Source organism: Lentzea albida (assembly GCF_900111005.1).
Lineage (GTDB): Bacteria > Actinomycetota > Actinomycetes > Mycobacteriales > Pseudonocardiaceae > Lentzea > Lentzea albida.
Window position 1 is genome coordinate 60736 of sequence record NZ_FOFV01000007.1, and the last position, 18967, is coordinate 79702.

The window sequence follows — 18967 nt, forward strand, 5'->3', positions numbered from 1 at the left end:
GTTCACCGTTCCGGTGTGTTCGTGAACGTCTGGCGGTAGCTGGTCGCGGGCCTGGTGAGGCCGGTACCCGTTGGAGTGCTTTTGTTAGGCCGCAAGTACATGACGCGTCCTCTCCCCGGTCCCGCCGAAGTGGTGCCGAGGACCGTCGGCCCCGCCAGCCAGGTCAGCGCTCCGCCCCGGGTGGTCGCGCTGCTTCGCAGTGAATGTCCACAGCAACTGATGTGGCCGGGTGCCGGGAGTGTGGATTCACCGGCGCACTTCCCGAGACGGTTCCGTGCTGCGGACATCCGCGGTGCCGTCGTGGCTACGTCCGGAGACGCCCAGTTGTCGTGCCGCCAGAGCCAGGATTTGGTCGAGGTAGGCGTTCCCGGTGGGCTTCGCCAGCGGCCACCAGACGAAGTGGTCGTGCGTGCTGTCGACCCGTGGCCGGGCGTCGGGCTCGGCCACGGCGAGGAACGTGACGTTGACGGTGTGGGTGGAGGAGTCGCCGTGCGCCGAGGCGTCGAAGACGGTGGAGAAGGTGCCCAGCACGCCGGACAGGGTCAGGGTCAGGCCGGACTCCTGCTCGGCCGTGCGCACCGCGGCCGCGGTGAGCTGCTCGCCCTTGCGCATCCGGCCACCCTGCAACCACAGCGATCCCGCCTGCGGTTCCTGGGTGCGCCGGGTGAGCAGCGCCGCGCCACCGCGGACGACGAGCGTGTCGACGCAGACGACGGGCATCCGTTCCAGGACCTCGCGGTACAGCTCCTCCGGTATCCAGTCGTGCCCACCGGCACCCTGACCGTCACGCCAGTCGAGCGCGGGTGCGGCGGGCAATGCGTCCGACTGCACGGGGTTGAGCGGTCCAGGCATCGTCCTCCGCCTTCCGGTGGTCGCATTCCCGCAGGAAGTTAAGGACCCGTTCCCCATCGGACCACCACTCGTCCCGTTCAGTGGAACGAACTCCACTCCACCGGCACCGCCCCGAACGCCGTCCCGAACGTCGGAACGGTTTCTGGACGATCGGTGCCGGCCGTCACAGACTCCCTGCATCCGACGGACGACTGCCGGTCGAGGAACTCCCACCGGCGGCTGCGAGGAAGTACGCGACGACCCGATCCCATGATTGGAAATCCCTCATGACCCAGCAGGAACCCTGGCGCGGCAAGCGAGTGCTGGTCACCGGCGGCTGCTCGTTCATCGGCTCGCACCTGGTCGAGCACCTCGTCTCGGTCGGCGCACAGGTGCGCGTCGCCGACGACCTCAGCTCGGGACGCCTGGACAACCTCAGCGCCGTTCCCGAGTCCGCGTGGGAGTTCGTGCGGGGCGACCTCTGCGACCCGCGGCTCGCCGCCGAGGTGATGCGCGGGGTCGACGTCGTCTTCCACCTGGCCGCCATCCACGGTGGACGGGGGTTCATCGAGCTGCACCAAGCCGCGTGCTCGCGGAACTTCGTGCTGGACGGCGTGGTCTCGCAGGCGGCGGTCGACGAGGGCGTCGAGAACTTCGTGTTCGCCTCCTCCGGCTGCGTCTACCCGGTCGACCTGCAGGCTGACGTGAACGAGGAGGTGCGGCTGGCCGAATCCCAGGTGGGGCCGCCCTTCCACGCGGACGGCATCTACGGCTGGGCCAAGCTGATGACGGAACAGCGGCTCGCCGCACTGCACGCCGAGCTCGGGTTCCCGTCGGTGTCGTGCCGTCTGTTCACGGTCTACGGCGAGCGTTGCCCGGAAAGCCACGCCCTGACCGCCATGGTGGGCCGCGCGTTTCTCCGGCAGCAGCCCTTCGAGGTCTGGGGCGACGGGACGCAGATCCGCAACTGGACCTATGTCACGGACATCGTGCGCGGTCTGGTCCTCGCGGGCGAGCGCGTCCACGACGGCAGCGCGATCAACCTGGGCACCGAGGAGCCCATCCAGGTCGGCCAGGCAGCCAGGATGATCCTGGAGTTCACCGGCCAGGCCGACACGGAGATCAAGCCGTTGCCGGACAAGCCGACCGGTCCCTACAACCGGGTCGCGTCCGCGGCGATGGCGCTCGACCGGCTCGGCTGGATGCCCGAGGTGCCGTTCCACACCGGTCTCAAGCGGCTCACCGAGTGGTACTTCGAGTCGCGGCAGGCGGAGCGGATGACGACCGACGAGTTCGCCGAGCGGCTGACCACGAGGTAGAGATGGCCGACGCACCGCGGTCGACACCAGGCCGGGAGATCACCACCGGGGAACGCCGGCGCAAGGCGTGGGCCAACTGGAGCGGGGCGGTCCGCGGCATCGCGGACAGCCTCCTCTCCCCCGCCACCACGGACGAACTGCGCGAGATCGTGCTCGACGACGCCGCACGCGCACGTGGCATCGGCGTGGTGGGGTCGGGCCACTCCTACGCGGACCTCGTCGCGCCGGCCGGCCGGACGCTGCTCGACCTGCGCCACCACCGCGGCATCGACACCGTCGACCCGGCGGCCATGACGGTCACGGTGCGGGCGGGCACGACGATGCGCGAGCTGAACCAGGAGCTCGCCGCGGCGGGCTACGCGTTGCCGAACCAGAGCGCGATCGACGAGCAGACCGTCGCCGGTGTCGTGGCCACCGCCACGCACGGCAGCAGCCCCGGACTGGGCACGCTGTCCAGCCACGTCGTGGCGGCGCGCGTCCTGACCGCGGACGGCCGGGTGCGCACGGTCACGCGGGACGACCCGGAGCTCGACGGGGTCCGCGTGCACCTGGGGTGCCTCGGCGTCGTCCTGGACCTCACCTTCACCGTCGTGCCCGGCCACCGGCTGCGCAAGGTCGTCCACCGCAAGCCGTTGCCCGAGGTGCTGGCCGATCTCGGCGCGTTCCGGGACGTCCACTTCGGTGGCTTCTGGTGGTACCCGCACACTTCTCAGGCGATCGTCTGGGAGGCCTCGCCGACGGACGAGCCACCGACACCGCCGCCGGCACGGCCCGGAGCGCTGCTCTCCCTGCTGTGCAACAACTCCTGGACACCTCGGATCGCGGGAGCCGCGCACTATGCCGCCGCTGTGGCCGCGGGGCGGGGCGGGGCGCGGGTCCTGCGCCGCGACGACGCACTGCTGCACCATCTCCCACCGCCCGTGCAGGGCACCGAGTACAGCGTCCCGTTCGACCGGGCGGCCGACGCGATCCGCGCCCTGGTCGGGGAGGTGCGCCGAGGCGGGTTGCGCGTCAGTGCACCCGTGGACGTCCGTTTCACCGCCGCGGACACCGGCTGGCTCAGCCCGAGCAGGCAGTCCCCCACCTGCCACATCGGCGTCACACACCCCGTGTCGGCACACGATCCCCAGGGCTGGATCGCACCGCTGCGCGCCGCGGACTCGGTGCTGTGGGAGTTCGACGGCCGCCCCCACTGGGCCAAGGTCCACTTCAGGACGGGCCGGGAGCTGGCCTCGCGCTACCCGGAGTGGGACCGGTTCCAGGAGCTGCGCAGGACCTGGGACCCGGACGGCGTCTTCCTCGGAGCGCATCTCCGCCGGCTCTTCGAACACTGACCCCCTTGGAGAAGCGGACGCTCATGGCGATCAAGTTCGGCTACCACACCTGGTCCTACTCCAGCTTCGGCAGCTGGGTCCCCGCCTACACCCTGGACGAGACCATCAAGCGGCTGGCCAGGATCGGTTTCGACGGCATCGAGATCGGTGCCGCCGCACCCCACGCCTTCCCGCCGTACCTGAGCCCGGCCAGGCGGCGCGAGGTGCGCGCCCTGCTCGGCGACCACGGCATCGAGGTCTCCGGCATCGGCCCGGCGCCCACCGGCGGTCCCGGTTACAACCCGAGCTCTCCCGTCGCCGAGGAACGCGCGGCGACCGTGGAGCACTACCGCGCGATCAACGAGCTGTGCGCCGAGTGGGGCGCCGGGTCGGTGGTCTACCTGCCCGGCTGGGTCGTGTTCGGCACCCGGCGGCGCCAGGCCTGGGCGTGGTCGCGCGAATGCCTGGAACAGATCGCAGATGACGCGGCGCAGTACGGCCTCACCGTGGTGGTCGAGCCGCTCGCGGAGAACTCGAACCTGTGCGAGAGCGGCGAGGACGCCATGGAGCTGATGGAGGACATCGCACGGCCCAACGTGAAGGTGATGTTCGACTGCAGCCACGTCCGCTACCGCCGCGAGTCGCTCACCGACCAGGTCCACCTGATGGGCGCGAACCTGCACCAGATCCACGTCGCCGACACGACGGCCACCGCCACGCGGCTGCCAGCCGGCCGCGGTGACGAGGACTGGGAGGGCCTGGTCGACGCCCTGCTCGACACGGGCTTCGACGGCTACCTGACAGCCGAGACGGGGTTCCACCGCCGGGGGATCGACCCCGACCACGACGCGCGGACCGGCCTCGCCTTCCTCAAGCCGCTGGTCGCCAGGAAGATCGCCGACCGCGCGGCACTCGGCAACTCGACCGGGAGGTAGCGCCACGATGGAGACAGTCGCCCTGCACACCAGGCTCAAGCCCGGCCAGGAAGCGGCCTACGAGGCCGCGCACGCCCGGATTCCCGACGACCTCGATGCCGCGCTGCGTGCGGCGGGCGTGCGTTCGTGGCGGATCTGGCGCAGCGGCCTCGACCTGTTCCACGTCGTCGAGGTCGACGACTACGCGGCCATGATGCGGCAGATGCACGGTCACCCGGCCGACGTCCCGTGGCAGCGGAAGATGGACGAGTTCCTCGACGCCCCGCTCGACTACGACTCCGGCCGCTCGGACGCGAAGTTCGTGTGGGAGCTGCCGTGATCTCCGGTCTCGGCCTCGGCGGGTCCGCACTGGGCAACCTGTACCGAGCCGTGTCCGAAGTGGACGCTCGTGCCACCGTCGACGCCGCGTGGCTTGCCGGCGTCCGGTACTTCGACACCGCACCGCACTACGGCCTCGGCCTGTCGGAACGACGGCTCGGCGCGGCACTGGCGGACCGGCCCCGGTCGGAGTTCGTCGTCTCGACCAAGGTCGGCCGCCTGCTGGAGCCCTGCGACGCCGGCGGCGACGACCTGGCCGACGGCTTCGCGGTGCCTGCCACCCACCGCCGGGTGTGGGACTTCAGCGCCGACGGCGTGCGCCGGTCGCTGGAGGCCTCACTGACCCGCCTCGGCCTGGACCGGGTCGACGTCGTCTACCTCCACGACCCGGACGACCACTGCGAGCAGGCGCTGCGCGAGGCGCTGCCGGCGTTGGCGGAGCTGAAGGCCCAGGGCGTGGTCCGCGGGATCGGCGTCGGGGTGAACCGGTGGCAGGTGGCCGAGCGGTTCGTGCTGGAGCACCCGCTGGACCACGTCATGCTGGCCGGCCGGTACACGTTGCTCGAACACGCCGCGACCGCAGGCTTCCTCTCGCGGTGCTGGGTGCGGGGAGTCTCCGTCGTGGCGGCCGGTGTCTTCAACTCCGGCCTGCTGGCCCGCGGCGAGGTCCCGGCCGACGCCACGCACGACTACACGACGGCACCACGCGCGCTACTCGACCGTGCCCGCAGGATCGCCGCGGTCTGCCGGCGGCACGGCATCCCGCTTCCCCAGGCGGCGCTGCACTTCCCGTTCGGGCACCCGGCGGTGCGCGCGGTCGTGGTCGGTGCCCGCACCGCGGCGGAAGTCACCGAGAACGTCGCACTGGCCACCGGCCACGTGCCCGCCGCTCTCTGGTCCGACCTGCTCGCCGAGAACCTGCTTTCGGCGAACGTTCCCGTACCGCCGCCGAAGGCCGTCGAGAAGCCGACCGGCTGATGCGCTCTCGGTCCTGCGCAGGAGCCACAGCGCGGCGAATGCGTGGGAGACGGCGAGGTAGGCGAAGCGGACCAGCACGGCCGCGATCATGCCGGACGATGACCGTTACCCGACCAACGCCCTTGACCTGCACGGACGTATTTCTCGGCACGCACAACGCCACGCGTGCAGCGAAATGTCCTGGTGCGGCTCGATCGAGCGGACCGCGAGGTCCACTGTGGACTCATCGATCCCCACTCGCACGGACTCTGATCACCCTGCGGCGGGAGAACCAGGATCGGAACCATCTGCGTGGGCGGTTCACACCTTCGGACGTGTCACCGCCAAGCGGCGATGACCTTCCCGGACATCAGCCGTCCAGTCCGTCGAGCCCCCGCTGGAACCACTCGGGCATGTTCTCCGGCGTGCGCGGGAACCGTTCCTGGTCCAGGGCGAACTGCTCGCGAGCGGGCGGTGCCGGGAACGGCGGCTGGTCGTTCCAGTTGTACTGGATGGTGAACCGGTCCGGCGGCTGCACGATCAGCCGGAACGAGTACCAGGCCCCGCCGTCCGGTGTGTACATGCCCTGCCGCAGCGCGGAGAGCATCGGCGCGAGCTCTCGCGGCGCCGGGAACCGTTGCGTGCTGCCGTCCTGCAACCTGGCGATCGCACCGACGTTGACCTTCCTGCCCACCACCATGTAGTCCATGATGATCCGCTCCCAGCCGGAGGGCGCCTGCCCGAGCAGCGTCTTGGTCGCCTCGCCCACCAGGTGGTGCTGCTCGTCCGGGGGCATCGGCGTGGGCGTTGTCATCCGGGGATGGTCCTCTCGTCGGTAGGTCGGGGCAGCACGTCGAGCCGTTCACGCAGCCAGCCCGGGACGTGCTCGGCCGCCCTCGGGAAGGTCGCGAGGTCGCGGGCGAAGATCCAGGACGGGATGTCCGGGAACCATTGTGGATCATCGTCGTAGTTGAACCGGACCTCGGGCTCGTTTTCCCCGGTGAGCACGAAACGCGCCGAGAACCACGTGCCGCGCTGCGGCACGTACATCTCCGACCGCAGTTCGGCCAGGTCGGCTTCCGGTGCCCGGAGCGACATGTCCGGAGTGGAGCCGTCCGCCATGGTGACCGCGAACTCGGTCTGCACCAGGACGACCGTGGCCCAGACCGTGAACACGATCCGCCGCCAGCCGGGCGGAACCTCCCGCCGCACCGCCGCCAGCACGCGCGCGATCCGCTCGTCCTCACTCGCCATAGCGGGGCACACCTGACCAATCGCTGATTCCCATGTTCTCCGGGACGTTGACGAACGTGCGCTGGAACACCCTCACCCTGGGCTCCCCCGTCTCGGGGTCGGTGTCGCGAACGTGCCAGCGCATGACCTCTTCCGGTGCCATGCCGTCACCCTCGCGCCGCAGCACCTCGACCTCGAGCAGCTCCACGTCGTGGCCGTCCTGCTTCGCGTGGGCCGCGATCTGCTCCTCCTGCAGCCGCCACGATTCGGCACGCGTCCAGCCGTCGCGGTTGTTGCCGCTGTTGGAGGCCGCCATCTGGCCGTGCTGGTTGCCGTAGCCGCCGGGCGCGCCCGACTCCGTCGCCAGCAGGTGCCCGCCTGCCCACCTGACCTGGCGGTGGTCGGGGTGCGTGGCGTACGGCGTGCCGGTGCCGTCCTCCCGGCCGCGCCAGCCTTCGCGGGCGGCGCGGTTCTGGGCCGCCTGGTCCCGGTAGTTGTCGTCGGACGCACCGTACGACGGCTGACCGCTGGCCCGCACCGCCTGACCGCGCTCGTTGGTCTCGAAGTGCATGTGCCTGCTCGGGTCGCGCCAGTTCTCGACCCGGTACTGGCAGTTGGGCAGCACCTGGTTGAAATCCGGGTTGGTACCGGCCCTGGTGCCGTCCGGCGCGAGCTGGGCCCCCGGGCTCAGCTCCACCCACCTGATGGCACCGGCGCTGTCGGTGTAGAAGGTCGTCCGCGCGGCCACCTCGCCGTTCGCCCCGAGGTACTCGACGGGAATGGCGGTGTCCGGGCGCAACCGCCCGTTCTCGAACAGTTCCGGGTGGCCGCGCAGCGCTCGGGGCACCTGGTAGCGCTCCGGCAGGTCCCGGTTGAGCGGCGGGAACAGCGCCCGCGCCGGCATCTCGGTGCGGATGGTCGGGGCCGGGGAGTCCGGCGGCCGGTTGTAGGGGTTGTCAGGCGGGGAGGCGTCCGGGGCGCCGAGACCTGGCCGGTCGTAGTCGATGATCGGCCGGTGCAGGTCCGGATCGTCGGAGGAGACCTCGTAGTCGCCCCACTCCTCGTCCCAGTCCGTGTCGGCGTAGCGGTCCGGCCGGCCGTCGCCGTCCTGGTCCTCGTCGCCGGTGTCCCCGTCGCCGTCGCCCCGCGCACGTGCGCTGTCCGGGTCCGGCCGGTGCTTGTCGGAGTCCGGCGTGTCCGGTGTGAAGCCGTCTTCGCCGACGCGCGTCGACGTGCCGTCGGGCGAGTGCACGGACCACTCGCCGGTCGGTGGGATCCGGGGACGGGTGCCGCCGTCCGGGCCGACCTCGTAGTCGGACGAGAACACCCGCCCGCCCGAGTCGGTCCACGCCGGCCGGTTGGGCGCCATGACCTCGGTGCCCAGCGCCTGCGCCAGGCGCGGCGCGAAGCCGTTCGCGCTCGCGTCACACCCGATCAGGCGGATCGGGCGGCCGTCGTAGTCGCCGCCGCGGCGCAGGACCTCGGCGAACTGCTCCGGGGTGTAGCGCCGCCCGCCGATGTTGGCGTGGCCGTCGGGGTCGATGTGCACGTCGACGGTGTACCGGCCGTCCGAGTCGGGCCGGACGCGCTGCGGCAGATCGCCCATGTCCGCGTCGCCGCGGTGGTAGGAGACTCCCGCCGGAGTCGGCTCCGCGTGCCGCTGGTTGACCTCGTCCGGCGACAGCGGACCGGTGTCGCGCGGCGCACCCGGACCACCGTCGGCGTCCTGGGACGTCGACGGATCGTGCTGGCCGGGTCCGTTCTGCCCGCTGGTACCGGGGCGCCGGCCGTTGTCGGGGAGTCCGGCGTGGTGTGGCTGGCCGCCGTGCGGTGGCGCGACCGGTCCACGTGCGACCGGCGACTGCGAACCGGCGTGATCCGGTCCGGCCGGACGCGGACCCGGCCCGCTGGCCGGACCGCGAGTGCCGGGGTGCGAAGGCGGTCCGGGCCGGTGCGGCGGCTGCGAACCGGCCGGGTCCGGGCGGCCGCGCGCGTGATCGCGTGGGCCGGGACCGTGCGGCGTGTTCGGTGCCGGGCTCCCCGGTGTGCCGGTCCACCCGGGACGGGACCCTGCCGAGGGGGAACCGCCTGTGCCGCCTGGACTTCCGGTCTGCGCGCCGCCCAGCGGCATTCCGCCCGCAGGCGGGAGGCCCGCCGGGGAGTCGGTGCCGCGGTGGGTGGGTGCGGACTGGCCTCCGGCCGGCCTCACGTCGGCCGGACCGGAGTGGAACGCAGGCCCGGTCGACGTCTCGGCGCGGGCCGTCGCGGTGGTGTGGTTCGCGGGGCCGTTCGGCATGGCGTGCGGTGCACCACCTGGGCCGTTGCCGTTCGGGGCGGGGCCGGTGGGGTGCGGGGCGCCGCTGGCAGGAGAGTGCGGCAGCGGGCCCGCGGCGTGCGATGGTCCGCCGAGGTTGCCCGGTCCGCTGTTGCCCGGCCCGCCGGGGTTGCCCGCGTTGCTGAAGTTCCCCGGCCCGCCAGGGTTGCCTGGCCCACCAGCGTTGGCCGGACCACCGGGGATGCCGGACCCACCGAAGTTGCCAGGCACACCAGCGTTGCTCGGTCCACCGGCATTGGCCGGTCCACCGGCGTTACCCGGCCCACCAGAGTTGCCCGCGCCGCCGAAGTTCCCAGGCCCGCCGGCGTTGCCCGGCCCACCAGAGTTGCCCGTGCCGCCGAAGTTCCCAAGCCCGCCGGCGTTGCCCGGCCCACCAGGGTTGCCCGTGCCGCTGAAGTTGGCCGGTCCCCCTGGGCTGCCGGACGTTCCGGTGCCGACCGGCCCACCGGACGCAGGAGACCCGCCGGGTGAACCGTGCCCGCCCGGAGTGCCGCCACCGGCACCACCTGGCGCGGCCGGGGCGTGGCCTCCCTGCCCGCTCGGGCTGGGACCACCCGACGAGGGCTGGCTGCTCGGCCCACCCTGGGGGCTGGGCCCGTGCGCTCCGCCCGGCGTCGGACCCCCGAACCCGCTCGGACTCGTCGGCGCGAACCCGCCCGGCCGCGCACCGCCGCTCGACGGACCGCCGCTCGACGAGCTGCCACCGGACGGGCCGCCGCTGGGGGCGCCGCCCATCGGCACCCCGCCGCCCCCGAACGGAGCGGGTCCACCGGAGGTGGAGGAGCCGGGTTGGGACGGCGAGGACGGTGCGTGCGGGACGGGTGGAGCCGGCGGGGCGGCCGCCGCGGCACTGGTCTCGGAGTTGGTGGTGCTGCCCGGGGTGTTCGAGGGGCCCACGGGCGGCGCCGACGGGCCGCCGGACGGGCCACCGGGTCCGGCGGGAGGCCAGCCTCCGGGGCCGCCGGACGGTCCGGGAGGCGCTGCGGGCGGACCGCCAGGAGGCGGCGGGGCACCCGGCCCGTCACCGATGCCGGGTGCCGTCGGAGCGTCGTAGTGCGACGTCGCCCCGCCGATCCCGCCGGATACGCCGCCGGAGACGCCACTGCGCGCGAGGTCGCCCGCGGTGATGTCCTCGCCGGTCACCGCCGCGTTCGCCACGGTGGAGGCGACGCCCTCGACGCCGCCGCGGACGGCGCCCTCGACGACGTTGCCGCCGAGACCGGTGGCCCTGGTCGGGACGAAGTCCATGCCGCCGCCGATCGCGCCGGAGATGGCTCCGGAGAGCGCGGCGCCGCCGGTCTTGCTCCAGTCCCAGCTCTTGCGGTCGCCCTTGGCCATCTGGATGCCCTGGATCGCCGCGTCGATGGCGACCTCGGTGAGCATCTCGCGCAGGATCGCGGTGATCAGCTTGCGGAAGATCATCTGGACGGTGATGCGGGTGGCCGCCTGGGCGATCGGGATGCCCGCCGTGGACGTGCCGAACGTGCCGAAGGCCGCCGCGACCAGGGCCGCGATCTCGATGGCGAGCATGATCAGCGCGGCGATGATGGCGTACTTGGCGTACTCCACCTCCAGCGCGGTGTTGTCGCACGAGCCGGCGAGGCCGTCGCAGGACTTCTTCAACTTCACCAGGTAGGCGTCCGCGCCGTCGACGAACTTCTTCCAGTACTCCTGGAAGGAGTCGGCGGCCTGGCCCTCCATGGCGCCGAACGACTTCGTCGCGGCGTTCCCGGCCTGCGTGATGACCTCGTCGATGTCGGCGGACGCGGCCCGCCAGGCATCGCCGAGCGCCCTGAGCTTGTCCTCATCGCCCTCGGGCCAGCTCTCGCCGACGACGATGGGGAACAGCCAGGTGATCTCCGGTGGAATGGTGATCGACATGATCCCCGTTCAACCCCCTACAGCGCGCCGAGGCCACCGCTGGTGGACTTGTCGGTGTTCTGGTGCGTGTTGGCGGTCTCGTCGAGCGCGGTCTTGATCGCCCGGATCGCCTCGCTCAACTGGCTGAACGCCTTGACCGTGCCCTCCGCGGCGGGCACGTAGTCCTTGGAGAACTGCTGTCCCGACTCGTCGCCGCCCCAGCAGGCACCCTGCGCCGCCAGCGCGTTCGAGAGCGTGCTGCCCGCCTCGGAGAGCATCTCCGCCGCCACGCCGAACCCGCCGGCGCCCGCACGGACCTCGTCGAGCTGGATCCGGAAGCCGCCGGTCATCGCTGCCCCGGTCCCTTGAGCACGCTGCCGAAGCCCTCGTCGTCGTCGGGATCGTCCTGACGGGGCGGCCGGCCCCGCTGCGGCGGCGCTTCGGCGGCAGGCGGAGGAGGCGGCTTGAGCAGGTCGGCGAACGAGGGCGCACCCTCCACCAGTTCGGACAGGTCGGTCTGCCCCTGCAGCGGCGCGAGCACGCCCTCGACCTGCTCGCGCGCCGACCGGGCCGCGGTCTGCGCGGTCTCGATCACCGAGCGCGCCAGCTTCTCCGGCGTCGACCGCTGGAACGCGGCAGGAGCGAACCGCAGGTCCGTCAGCACCCCGGCCGGGTTCACCTGGACCTGCACCAACCCGTCCGGCGAGGTCGCCGCTCCGGTCACGGCGGCCGCACGGGCTTGCGCCCCGGCGAACTCGCTCGTGCGACGTCGCAGGTCAGCCATCAAGTTGTCGACGTTCTCACGCATGGCGGCGTTGCGCGCTTCCAGCTCAGCCCTGCGCGCGGCAGCGTCACTCATGTGTCCCCTCCCCCTGAATGCCCGAAGGACACACACACGCATCCCGGGAGCACAGACGCCCAACTTAGCGAAGCTGGCCTGCTCGCCTCAGCCGTTTGGCGATGATGACTTCGTGGAGCCGTGCTGGTGCCCCATGACTTCGGCACCTGCTGCGCGGATCAAGATCCGTCCCCTGGGCACTCCACCGCGGCGTACACGGTCTTGCCGCCGTCGAGCAGAGGCCTCACGCCCCCTCGAGGGCGAGGTGCTCGACCACGACGATGCCGCGGCCCGGCTGCCGCTCGGACGACCACTCATGCCACAGCCACAGCCACAGCGCAGCGAATACGACTGTATACATCCAGATTAAGTCTACACTCGTATACATGGCAACTGCACACCGTCGGGACGCTGCCGCCACGCGGGCGGCCATCCTGGGCGCGGGCATCGAGGCGTTCACCAGACATGGGTACGACGGGGTCGGCGTGCGCGAGATCGCGCAGGCGGCCGGGGTGTCGGCGATGCTCGTGAACCGCTACTTCGGCAACAAGGAGGGGTTGTTCGCGGAGGTCGTGGAAGCGTCCATGACGGACCGGACCGTGCTCACCGGCGATCCGGGGACCCTGGCGCGCGACGTCGCCGCGGCACTGGTCGCGCGCACCGCACCGGACGCGGACGACCTGTCGCCGTTCCTGCTGATGCTCAGGTCGGCGGCCAACCCGCGGGCCGCCGAGATCCTGCGCGCGGGCATCGAGAAGCACGTCGAGGCGCATCTGCACGAGGTCTCGCCGCACAGCCGCGACACGGCGGCGGCGGTGGTGCTGTCGGTGATCGCCGGGTTCTGGTTGCTGCGCAAGGTGATCGGCAGCTCCACCCTCACGGCGGCCGACGAGGAGGAGCTGACGACCACCCTGCGCGGGGTCTTCGACGTGCTGCTGCCCTGACCGGCCCCGCACCGTGGACCGGTCGACCACCAACGATCCGGCGTGCGGCCGCAGCCCGAGTCCCGGCACCCAGCCGGCCACCACCGCCGGATCGACCACGGACCCGATCGGCGCCGACCGCCACAGCCAGCAGCGTGCGCTCCACACCGAACCGCCGCGCCGGGTGCTGCACCAGCGGGGAGATCACCGCGAACGCCAGCAGGGGCAACGCTCCGAGCAGGCCCTGCGCGCCCTCGGAGAGCCCGGCCTCTCCCCCGATCCGCGGCAGCAAGGGCCCCACGGAGGTCAGCGCCGGACGGAGGTTGAGCGCGACCAGGAACACCAGCGCGACCATCACCGGCGCGAGCGTGCCCACCCTCGCACGTTCGATCATGGGACCATCTCCGGCCGCATTCTTCGCGTGCCCGGCGGAGGCGCGTCGCGCGGGTGGGCCGTGTCCTCGGCGGCAGGCGCGGAACCGCTGCTGGCGCCCGACGTGACTGCCGGGACACGGTCTAGGTGCGGATCGCGGTGAGGCCCCACGTGGCGTAAGGCAGCGTGACGGTGCCACCCAGCTCGTCGACCGCCGCGCCGACCTCCGCCAGCACCCCGGCCAGTTGCTCCGGCGGCAGCGTGGTGAGGCCTCCAGAGGTCGGCACCAGGTCGAGCAGTTCGTCACGGCTGTAGGCGCGTTCCCAGTCGTGGCGCCACAACTCGGGCTCGCCGAAGCCTCCCGCCTCCCGGATGCCGTCCGCCGCCCTGGCGTACAACCCCTGGTAGGCGTCCAGGACGGACACCTCCGACCGGGCGACGAACGGCGCGTCCGGGATCAGGCGCCGGTAGGCCGAGGCCAGGACGTCCGCGACGGCCGGAGGCAGTGCGTAGACGTGCCCGAACGGCACCAGCACGCCTCCCGGCCGCAGCACCCGGGCCGCTTTCGCCGCTCCCGCGACCGGGTCCACCCAGTGCCAGGCCGTGGCCGAGACGACCGCGTCGAACGCACGGCCTCCGGAGTCCCACGCCTCGAACGTCGCGATCTCGACGTCGACGCCGGCCCTGCGGGCGAAGGCGGCCATCCGCGGATCGGGCTCGACGCCGAGGACGGTGAGCCCGGCCGCCTGGAACTGGCGGGCCGCGATGCCGGTGCCGCACCCGACGTCGAGGAGGCCGGATCCCGGGCAAGCGGCGGTGATCCGGCCGACCACCGCCTCGGGATAGGAGGCCCTGGTGCGGTCGTACCGCTCGGGGTCGACGCCGAACGACTCCGCGACCCGGCGGTGCCGGTGCGGTTCCGGTGCAGGTGGAGGCACTAGAGTGACCATGCGCCCACTCTAGTGGGCAGGCGCCCACTCGTGGGCGGTGTTCGCTCGTGGAAGAAGGAGGCCCGGTGCCCACCGGAGTGGCGCTGCGCGACCCGCGCCAGCAGTTGTTCGACGCCGCCGCGCGCGTCCTGGTGAGGGACGGCGTCGGCGAGCTGACCAGCAGGGCGGTCACGGCGGAGGCGGGTGTCGCCAAGGGCGTCCTGCACCGGCACTTCGCCGACTTCGACGCGTTCCTGACTGAACTGGTGCTGGACCGCATCGCGCGGATCGAGGCCCGCGCCGCCGACCTGCGGGACAGGGCGGGTTCCGGCACCGTCACCGGCAACCTGACCGAGGCCCTGGTCAGCGGCTTCGACCCGGTCGCGGTGGCGATGATCGTGCTCGTCATCGCACGGGACGAGCTCCGCACCCGGCTCCGCGCGGCCGGCACCGCGCGACTCCCGCTCGTCGGCGAGGCGGCGGCCATGGTCGCCGGGTACCTGACGGCCGAGCGCGACCTCGGCCGGATCGCCGCGGACGCCGACGTCGACACGCTCGCACCGACCCTGATCGGCGCCGCGCACCTGCGGTTCACCGAGGAGGAGCACGGCCCGGCCGCCCCCGAAGCGGTGCGCAGGGTCGTGGAGGCGGTTCTGGCCGCCGCCCTGCGGTGACCGTCAGGACAGCTCGATGATGATCTTCTCGATCCGCCGGGCGCGGGTCTCGGCCTGCTTCGCCCCCGCCACCGCCTCGGCCCGCTGCCGCTGGTTGCTGTAGGACAGCGCGGTGAACGCCGCGCGGGCCGCCGGATTCCGGTCGAGCGCCGCCGCGAGGTCCTCGGGCACGTCGACGGTGCGTTCGGCCAGGTCCGGTTCGAGCGTCACCTCGACGGTGTCCCCCGCGGTCACGCCCGCCGCCTCCCGGTTGGCGGCGCTCACGCCCAGCATGAAGTCGCCGTCGTAGACCGCGACCGTGCTGCGCCAGGTGTGGCCGCCGATGCCCACCAGCACCCTGGGCTTCCTGCCCTGCCCGAGCGCCTCGACGACGTCCGCGGGGACGCGGAACCCGGTCGCGGTCTTGCCGTTCAGCTCGAGCAGCGCGGTGAAGGTGTGGCGCGTCAAGGTCCGGCCTCCCGTCGGCGGTTCACCGGATCGTAGCGACAGAAGAGGCGGTCAGCGCCTCTCCGCTCACCATGCCCTGCGGCGCGTCGCCGAGTTCGGTCGCGGCCAGGACGGCCATCCGAGGGGCGGCGGCCTCGACCACCAACGCGGGAGCCGGCCTCCCCCTAGGCGTGCGCCAGCGTCTTGCCCAAGAAGGGCAGCGCGAGCGCGAGGACCTCGTCCGGCGTCTGGGTGTGCGGGTAGTGCCCGGCACCCTCGACGACGACGAGTTCGCCGAGACCGCGGGGCAGGTCGGCGAGGACCTTCTCGCCCTCGGCGCGCGGGTCGGCCCAGTCGGGGTCGGCGTCGCCCATGACCACGAGGACGGGGCAGGTGACGTGGGCCAGCCGGGCGCCGGCGTCCGCGGGACTGGACTTGCCCATGGCCCGCAGGACCTCCATCCGGCCGGGCTCGCGGAGCTTGGCCTCGATCCGGGCGAGCTCCGCGTCCCAGTCGGCCGGCTTGGCGGGCACCGCCACGTCGAGGTACTTCTTCCAGGCGGGGAGGCTCCCGCTGACGACGACCTTGGCGAGCTGGGTGTAGCCCCTGCGGAACCGCTTGACGCGCAGCAGTCCCGCGAGGTCGACGGACTGCGCCCGCGTGAACGGCGCGAGCTCGATGACGCCGGAGATCACGTCGGGGGCGGTGGCCGCCGCGACCGTCGCCGCCCCGCCGCTGATCGAGTGGCCGATGATCACGGCCGGGCCGCCCAGGTGGCGCACGAGGGCGACGAGGTCTCCCGCGATGTCGGTGCGGCTGTAGCCGTCCCAGCCGACGCTCGAGTCGCCGCAGCCCCGGATGTCGGCGTTCGCCACCCGGTAGCCCCGTGCGGCCAGCGCCGGAGCGAGGAAGCGGTAGGAGTGGCGGCTGTCGCCGATGCCGTGGGCCAGCAGGACGAGCGGCCCCTCGCCGGTGACCTCGTAGGCGAGGGTGTTGCCCGCGACGTCCAGGTGCTCGATCATGCCGTCCTCCACGAAGCTAATGCCGTTAGCTATAAGCTAACGACATTAGCCAACGCCTGTCAACGCCCACTGGGCGCGGGACTCACGGAGCGACCGAAGGCGGCAGGTGCAGGACCTCGTTCAGGCCGCCGTCCACGGTGATGCTCGCGCCGTTGACGTAACTGGCCTCATCGCTCGCCAGGAAGGCCACGACCGAGGCGATCTCCTCGGGGGTGCCCAGGCGGCGCATGGGGACGTACGACGCATATGCGTCGAGCACCCCAGGGATGTCCTCCATCGGACCGGTCATGCCGGTCGGGAAGATCACGCCGGGGTGCACCGTGTTCGCGCGGATCCCGTGTGCGCCGTGCTCGATCGCGATGCTGGCGGTGAGGCTCTCCGCGGCGCTCTTGGCGGCACCGTAGGCGGGCTGGCCGTAGTTGTTGCGCAGCGCGTTGGACGAGCCGATGGTGACGACGTTGCCCTTGGTCTTCTTCAGGTGCGGCAGCGCGGCCTTCGTCGCGAAGAAGACGGCACCGGCGTTGACCGCGATGATGTCGTTCCAGGTCTGCGCGTCCAGGTCGGCGAACAGAGCGAAGTCGGTGGCGCCCGCGCAGTTCACGAGGACGTCCAGCCGGCCGAACGTCTCGGCGGTGCCGTTCACGAGTTCGATGACGGCCGCCTCGTCCCGGACGTCGACGACGCGCTGCACGATCTTGCCGTTCCCGGCCGCCCGCTCGGCGGTGCGGCTCAGCTTCTGCTCGTCCCGCCCCGCGACGACGACGGTCGCACCCTCCTCGGCCAGCCTCAGGGCGATCGCGGCCCCCATGCCGCTCCCGCCGCCGGTGACCACCGCGACCTGGTCCGCAAACCGGTTCGATCCCACTGCCTTCATCTCCTCGACCACTTCGGCGCGGCGAGGCCCGGTTCCACACCGTCCACACCGGACGTGCGCGGGCCCGCCGCCCAGTTGTATATGTAACGCTCACTCTACTCAAGTGGGAGCGCTACCGCCGTCCGTGTGGCATGGTCGTGATCATGACCTCCACGGCAGACAAGGCGAAGCGCCTGCAGGCCCTGCACGCGGCACCGGAGTTGTTGCTCGTCGTCAACGTGTGGGACGCGATCACCGCGAAGGTGGTCGCCGAGACGCCCGGCACGCAGGCGCTCGCGACCCCTAGCCACGGCATCGCGGCCTCCCGGGGCTACCCGGACGGCGAGAAGATCCCCCGCGACGAGATGATCGCCGAGGTCGCGCTGATCGTGCGCGTGGCGGGCGACCTGCCGGTCACCGCCGACCTCGAGGGCGGGTACGGCGATCCCGGCGGCACCATCGCGAGGGCGATCGACGCCGGTGCGGCGGGCGCGAACCTCGAGGACCAGATGAAACCGCTCGACGAGTCCGTGCGGGCCGTCGAGGCCGCGGTCGCCGCCGCCCAGGCCGCCGGGGTCGACTTCGTGCTCAACGCCCGCACCGACGCGTTCGTCAAGGCGGGCGACCGCGACCCCGAGGAGGTGCTGGCCGACGCGATCACCCGCGGCCGCGCGTACCTCGACGCGGGCGCCTCCAACGTCTTCGTGCCCGGCAGGCTCGACACCTCGCAGGTCGAACGGCTCGTCGAGGCGCTGGGCGAACGCAAGGTCAACCTGATCGGCGTCCCCGGCTCGATCCCCCTGGCCACGGCGCAGAAGCTCGGCGTCTCACGCGTGTCCTACGGGCCGTGGAGCCAGAACGTCGCGCTCACCGCGCTGGCCAAGCTCGCCGAGGACGTCTACGCGGGCGGCGGACTGCCCGAGGACACCCGCAGGCTGAACTAACGGGACACGTCGGCCCGGCCATTTCGGCCGGGTCGACGTTTTCTCTTACGCCACAACGGTTCGACGGACTAGGCTCGGATCCGGGACGCACCGAACTCTCCGGCAGTTGCGGTCAACGCGGATCTGAGGGAGCTACCGACGTGGTCGAGACGCACGACATCGTTCGCCCGCCCGCCGAGTTCAGCGAGGCCCTCGCGGCCCTCGGCAGCGCGACGGCCAGCGCGGAACTGAGCCGCATGGGCATCCGCAGCGCGTTCATCAGCGGTCCCGTGTCGGTGACGCCCGGTGTGCGCGTCGCCGGCCCGGCGCTGACGTTGCAGTTCCTGCCGAAGCGGGAGGACCTCTACCCCGTCGACGAGTACGCCGAGCCGGAGAAGCAGTTGCACCGCCACGTGATGTACCACGCCCAGCCCGGCGACATGATCGTCGTCGACGCGCGCGGGGACATGGACAGCGGCGTGTTCGGCGAGATGATGCTGACCTACTTCAAGGGCCGCGGTGGCGTCGGCGTCGTCGTCGACGGGTGCCTGCGCGACACCGGCGAGGCGAAGAAACTCGGTCTCGGGCTGTGGATCCGCGGTGCCACACCGAACTTCCACGCCCAGACCGGCATCGTCCCGACCGCCGTCAACGTGCCGGTGGCGTGCGGCGGCACGCTCGTCGAGCCGGGGGACATCGTCGTCGCCGACGACGACGGGGCGGTCGTGGTGCCCGTCAAGCTCGCGCCGGCGCTCATCGCCGCCGCCCAGGAACACGCGGAGTGGGAGGAGTTCTCCCGGATCCGCTTGTCCGAGGGTGGTGACCTGCGGCTGTACTACCCGCTGTCGGACGAGGCGCGGCCGGAGTACGAGCGGTGGCGGGCCGAGCAGGGGCGTTAGCGTTGTG

20 protein-coding genes are annotated in these 18967 nt (G+C 72.2%); 9 read left to right on the forward strand and 11 right to left on the reverse strand.

Annotated elements, in window-relative coordinates; translation table 11 throughout:
• Positions 1-246 precede the first annotated feature (246 nt).
• Entirely contained in the window at positions 247-852 is a 606-nt protein-coding gene (locus BMY74_RS19130) for an NUDIX domain-containing protein (protein ID WP_177229818.1), read from the reverse strand.
• A 266-nt stretch (positions 853-1118) separates the two neighbouring features.
• Between BMY74_RS19130 and BMY74_RS19135 the strand changes: the two genes are divergently transcribed.
• The 5 genes from BMY74_RS19135 to BMY74_RS19155 are packed head-to-tail and all read left to right on the forward strand — an operon-like array spanning position 1119 to position 5694.
• Entirely contained in the window at positions 1119-2150 is a 1032-nt protein-coding gene (locus BMY74_RS19135; protein ID WP_089917833.1) for an NAD-dependent epimerase/dehydratase family protein, read from the forward strand.
• A gap of 2 nt (positions 2151-2152) precedes the next feature.
• The gene (locus tag BMY74_RS19140) at positions 2153-3484 is read left to right on the forward strand and encodes a D-arabinono-1,4-lactone oxidase (RefSeq protein ID WP_089917835.1); all 1332 of its coding nucleotides are present in this window, start codon (positions 2153-2155) and stop codon (positions 3482-3484) included.
• A 5-nt stretch (positions 3485-3489) separates the two neighbouring features.
• Positions 3490-4398: a sugar phosphate isomerase/epimerase family protein gene (locus BMY74_RS19145; RefSeq protein ID WP_245786232.1), complete on the forward strand. Its 909-nt coding sequence runs from the start codon at positions 3490-3492 to the stop codon at positions 4396-4398.
• 7 nt (positions 4399-4405) lie between these two features.
• The gene (locus BMY74_RS19150) at positions 4406-4717 is read left to right on the forward strand and encodes an L-rhamnose mutarotase (protein WP_089917837.1); all 312 of its coding nucleotides are present in this window, start codon (positions 4406-4408) and stop codon (positions 4715-4717) included.
• Positions 4714-5694: an aldo/keto reductase gene (locus tag BMY74_RS19155; RefSeq protein WP_218159666.1), complete on the forward strand. Its 981-nt coding sequence runs from the start codon at positions 4714-4716 to the stop codon at positions 5692-5694. Before BMY74_RS19150 ends, BMY74_RS19155 begins: the two co-directional genes overlap by 4 nt.
• A 349-nt stretch (positions 5695-6043) precedes the next feature.
• Here the strand turns inward: BMY74_RS19155 and BMY74_RS19160 are convergent, their stop codons facing one another.
• The 5 genes from BMY74_RS19160 to BMY74_RS19180 are packed head-to-tail and all read right to left on the reverse strand — an operon-like array spanning position 6044 to position 11960.
• On the reverse strand, positions 6044-6487 hold the full coding sequence (locus BMY74_RS19160) for a hypothetical protein (RefSeq protein ID WP_143091621.1): 444 nt from the start codon (positions 6485-6487) through the stop codon (positions 6044-6046).
• Positions 6484-6927, reverse strand: a complete 444-nt coding sequence (locus tag BMY74_RS19165; protein WP_089917843.1) for a hypothetical protein — start codon at positions 6925-6927, stop codon at positions 6484-6486. The genes BMY74_RS19160 and BMY74_RS19165 overlap by 4 nt, the downstream gene beginning before the upstream one ends.
• Complete coding sequence (locus BMY74_RS19170) at positions 6917-11122, reverse strand: WXG100-like domain-containing protein (protein ID WP_089917844.1); 4206 nt, start codon at positions 11120-11122, stop codon at positions 6917-6919. Before BMY74_RS19170 ends, BMY74_RS19165 begins: the two co-directional genes overlap by 11 nt.
• A gap of 17 nt (positions 11123-11139) precedes the next feature.
• Entirely contained in the window at positions 11140-11451 is a 312-nt protein-coding gene (locus BMY74_RS19175; protein WP_089917846.1) for a hypothetical protein, read from the reverse strand.
• Positions 11448-11960: a YbaB/EbfC family nucleoid-associated protein gene (locus tag BMY74_RS19180; protein WP_177229819.1), complete on the reverse strand. Its 513-nt coding sequence runs from the start codon at positions 11958-11960 to the stop codon at positions 11448-11450. Before BMY74_RS19180 ends, BMY74_RS19175 begins: the two co-directional genes overlap by 4 nt.
• Before the next feature lie 365 nt (positions 11961-12325).
• Between BMY74_RS19180 and BMY74_RS19185 the strand changes: the two genes are divergently transcribed.
• Positions 12326-12883 carry a TetR/AcrR family transcriptional regulator gene (locus tag BMY74_RS19185; protein ID WP_177229820.1) on the forward strand — a complete coding sequence of 186 codons (558 nt, stop codon included), beginning with the start codon at positions 12326-12328 and terminating at the stop codon, positions 12881-12883.
• Here the strand turns inward: BMY74_RS19185 and BMY74_RS44240 are convergent.
• Both BMY74_RS44240 and BMY74_RS19190 read right to left on the reverse strand, forming a co-directional pair.
• Entirely contained in the window at positions 12816-13256 is a 441-nt protein-coding gene (locus BMY74_RS44240) for an MFS transporter (RefSeq protein ID WP_143091622.1), read from the reverse strand. The two genes, BMY74_RS19185 and BMY74_RS44240, sit on opposite strands and share 68 nt — an antisense overlap.
• A gap of 121 nt (positions 13257-13377) precedes the next feature.
• Positions 13378-14184: a class I SAM-dependent methyltransferase gene (locus BMY74_RS19190; protein WP_089917849.1), complete on the reverse strand. Its 807-nt coding sequence runs from the start codon at positions 14182-14184 to the stop codon at positions 13378-13380.
• A 65-nt stretch (positions 14185-14249) separates the two neighbouring features.
• On the opposite strand from BMY74_RS19190, the gene BMY74_RS19195 reads away from it, so the two are divergent.
• Positions 14250-14837 (forward strand): TetR family transcriptional regulator, encoded by a 588-nt coding sequence (locus BMY74_RS19195; RefSeq protein WP_089917850.1) that lies wholly within the window; start codon positions 14250-14252, stop codon positions 14835-14837.
• 3 nt (positions 14838-14840) lie between these two features.
• Here BMY74_RS19195 and BMY74_RS19200 read toward each other — a convergent pair whose 3' ends face one another.
• The 3 genes from BMY74_RS19200 to BMY74_RS19210 all read right to left on the reverse strand — a co-directional run bounded on the left by BMY74_RS19200 (position 14841) and on the right by BMY74_RS19210 (position 17159).
• The gene (locus BMY74_RS19200) at positions 14841-15284 is read right to left on the reverse strand and encodes a YdeI/OmpD-associated family protein (RefSeq protein ID WP_089917852.1); all 444 of its coding nucleotides are present in this window, start codon (positions 15282-15284) and stop codon (positions 14841-14843) included.
• Positions 15285-15448: 164 nt separating this feature from the next.
• On the reverse strand, positions 15449-16285 hold the full coding sequence (locus BMY74_RS19205) for an alpha/beta fold hydrolase (protein ID WP_089918249.1): 837 nt from the start codon (positions 16283-16285) through the stop codon (positions 15449-15451).
• A gap of 82 nt (positions 16286-16367) precedes the next feature.
• Positions 16368-17159 (reverse strand): SDR family NAD(P)-dependent oxidoreductase, encoded by a 792-nt coding sequence (locus BMY74_RS19210; protein ID WP_143091623.1) that lies wholly within the window; start codon positions 17157-17159, stop codon positions 16368-16370.
• Between the two features lie 143 nt (positions 17160-17302).
• Between BMY74_RS19210 and BMY74_RS19215 the strand changes: the two genes are divergently transcribed.
• Together BMY74_RS19215 and BMY74_RS19220 are read left to right on the forward strand one after the other, a co-directional pair.
• Positions 17303-18082 (forward strand): isocitrate lyase/PEP mutase family protein, encoded by a 780-nt coding sequence (locus BMY74_RS19215; RefSeq protein ID WP_089918251.1) that lies wholly within the window; start codon positions 17303-17305, stop codon positions 18080-18082.
• Between the two features lie 140 nt (positions 18083-18222).
• Positions 18223-18960 carry a ribonuclease activity regulator RraA gene (locus BMY74_RS19220; RefSeq protein WP_089917855.1) on the forward strand — a complete coding sequence of 246 codons (738 nt, stop codon included), beginning with the start codon at positions 18223-18225 and terminating at the stop codon, positions 18958-18960.
• Positions 18961-18967 lie beyond the last annotated feature (7 nt).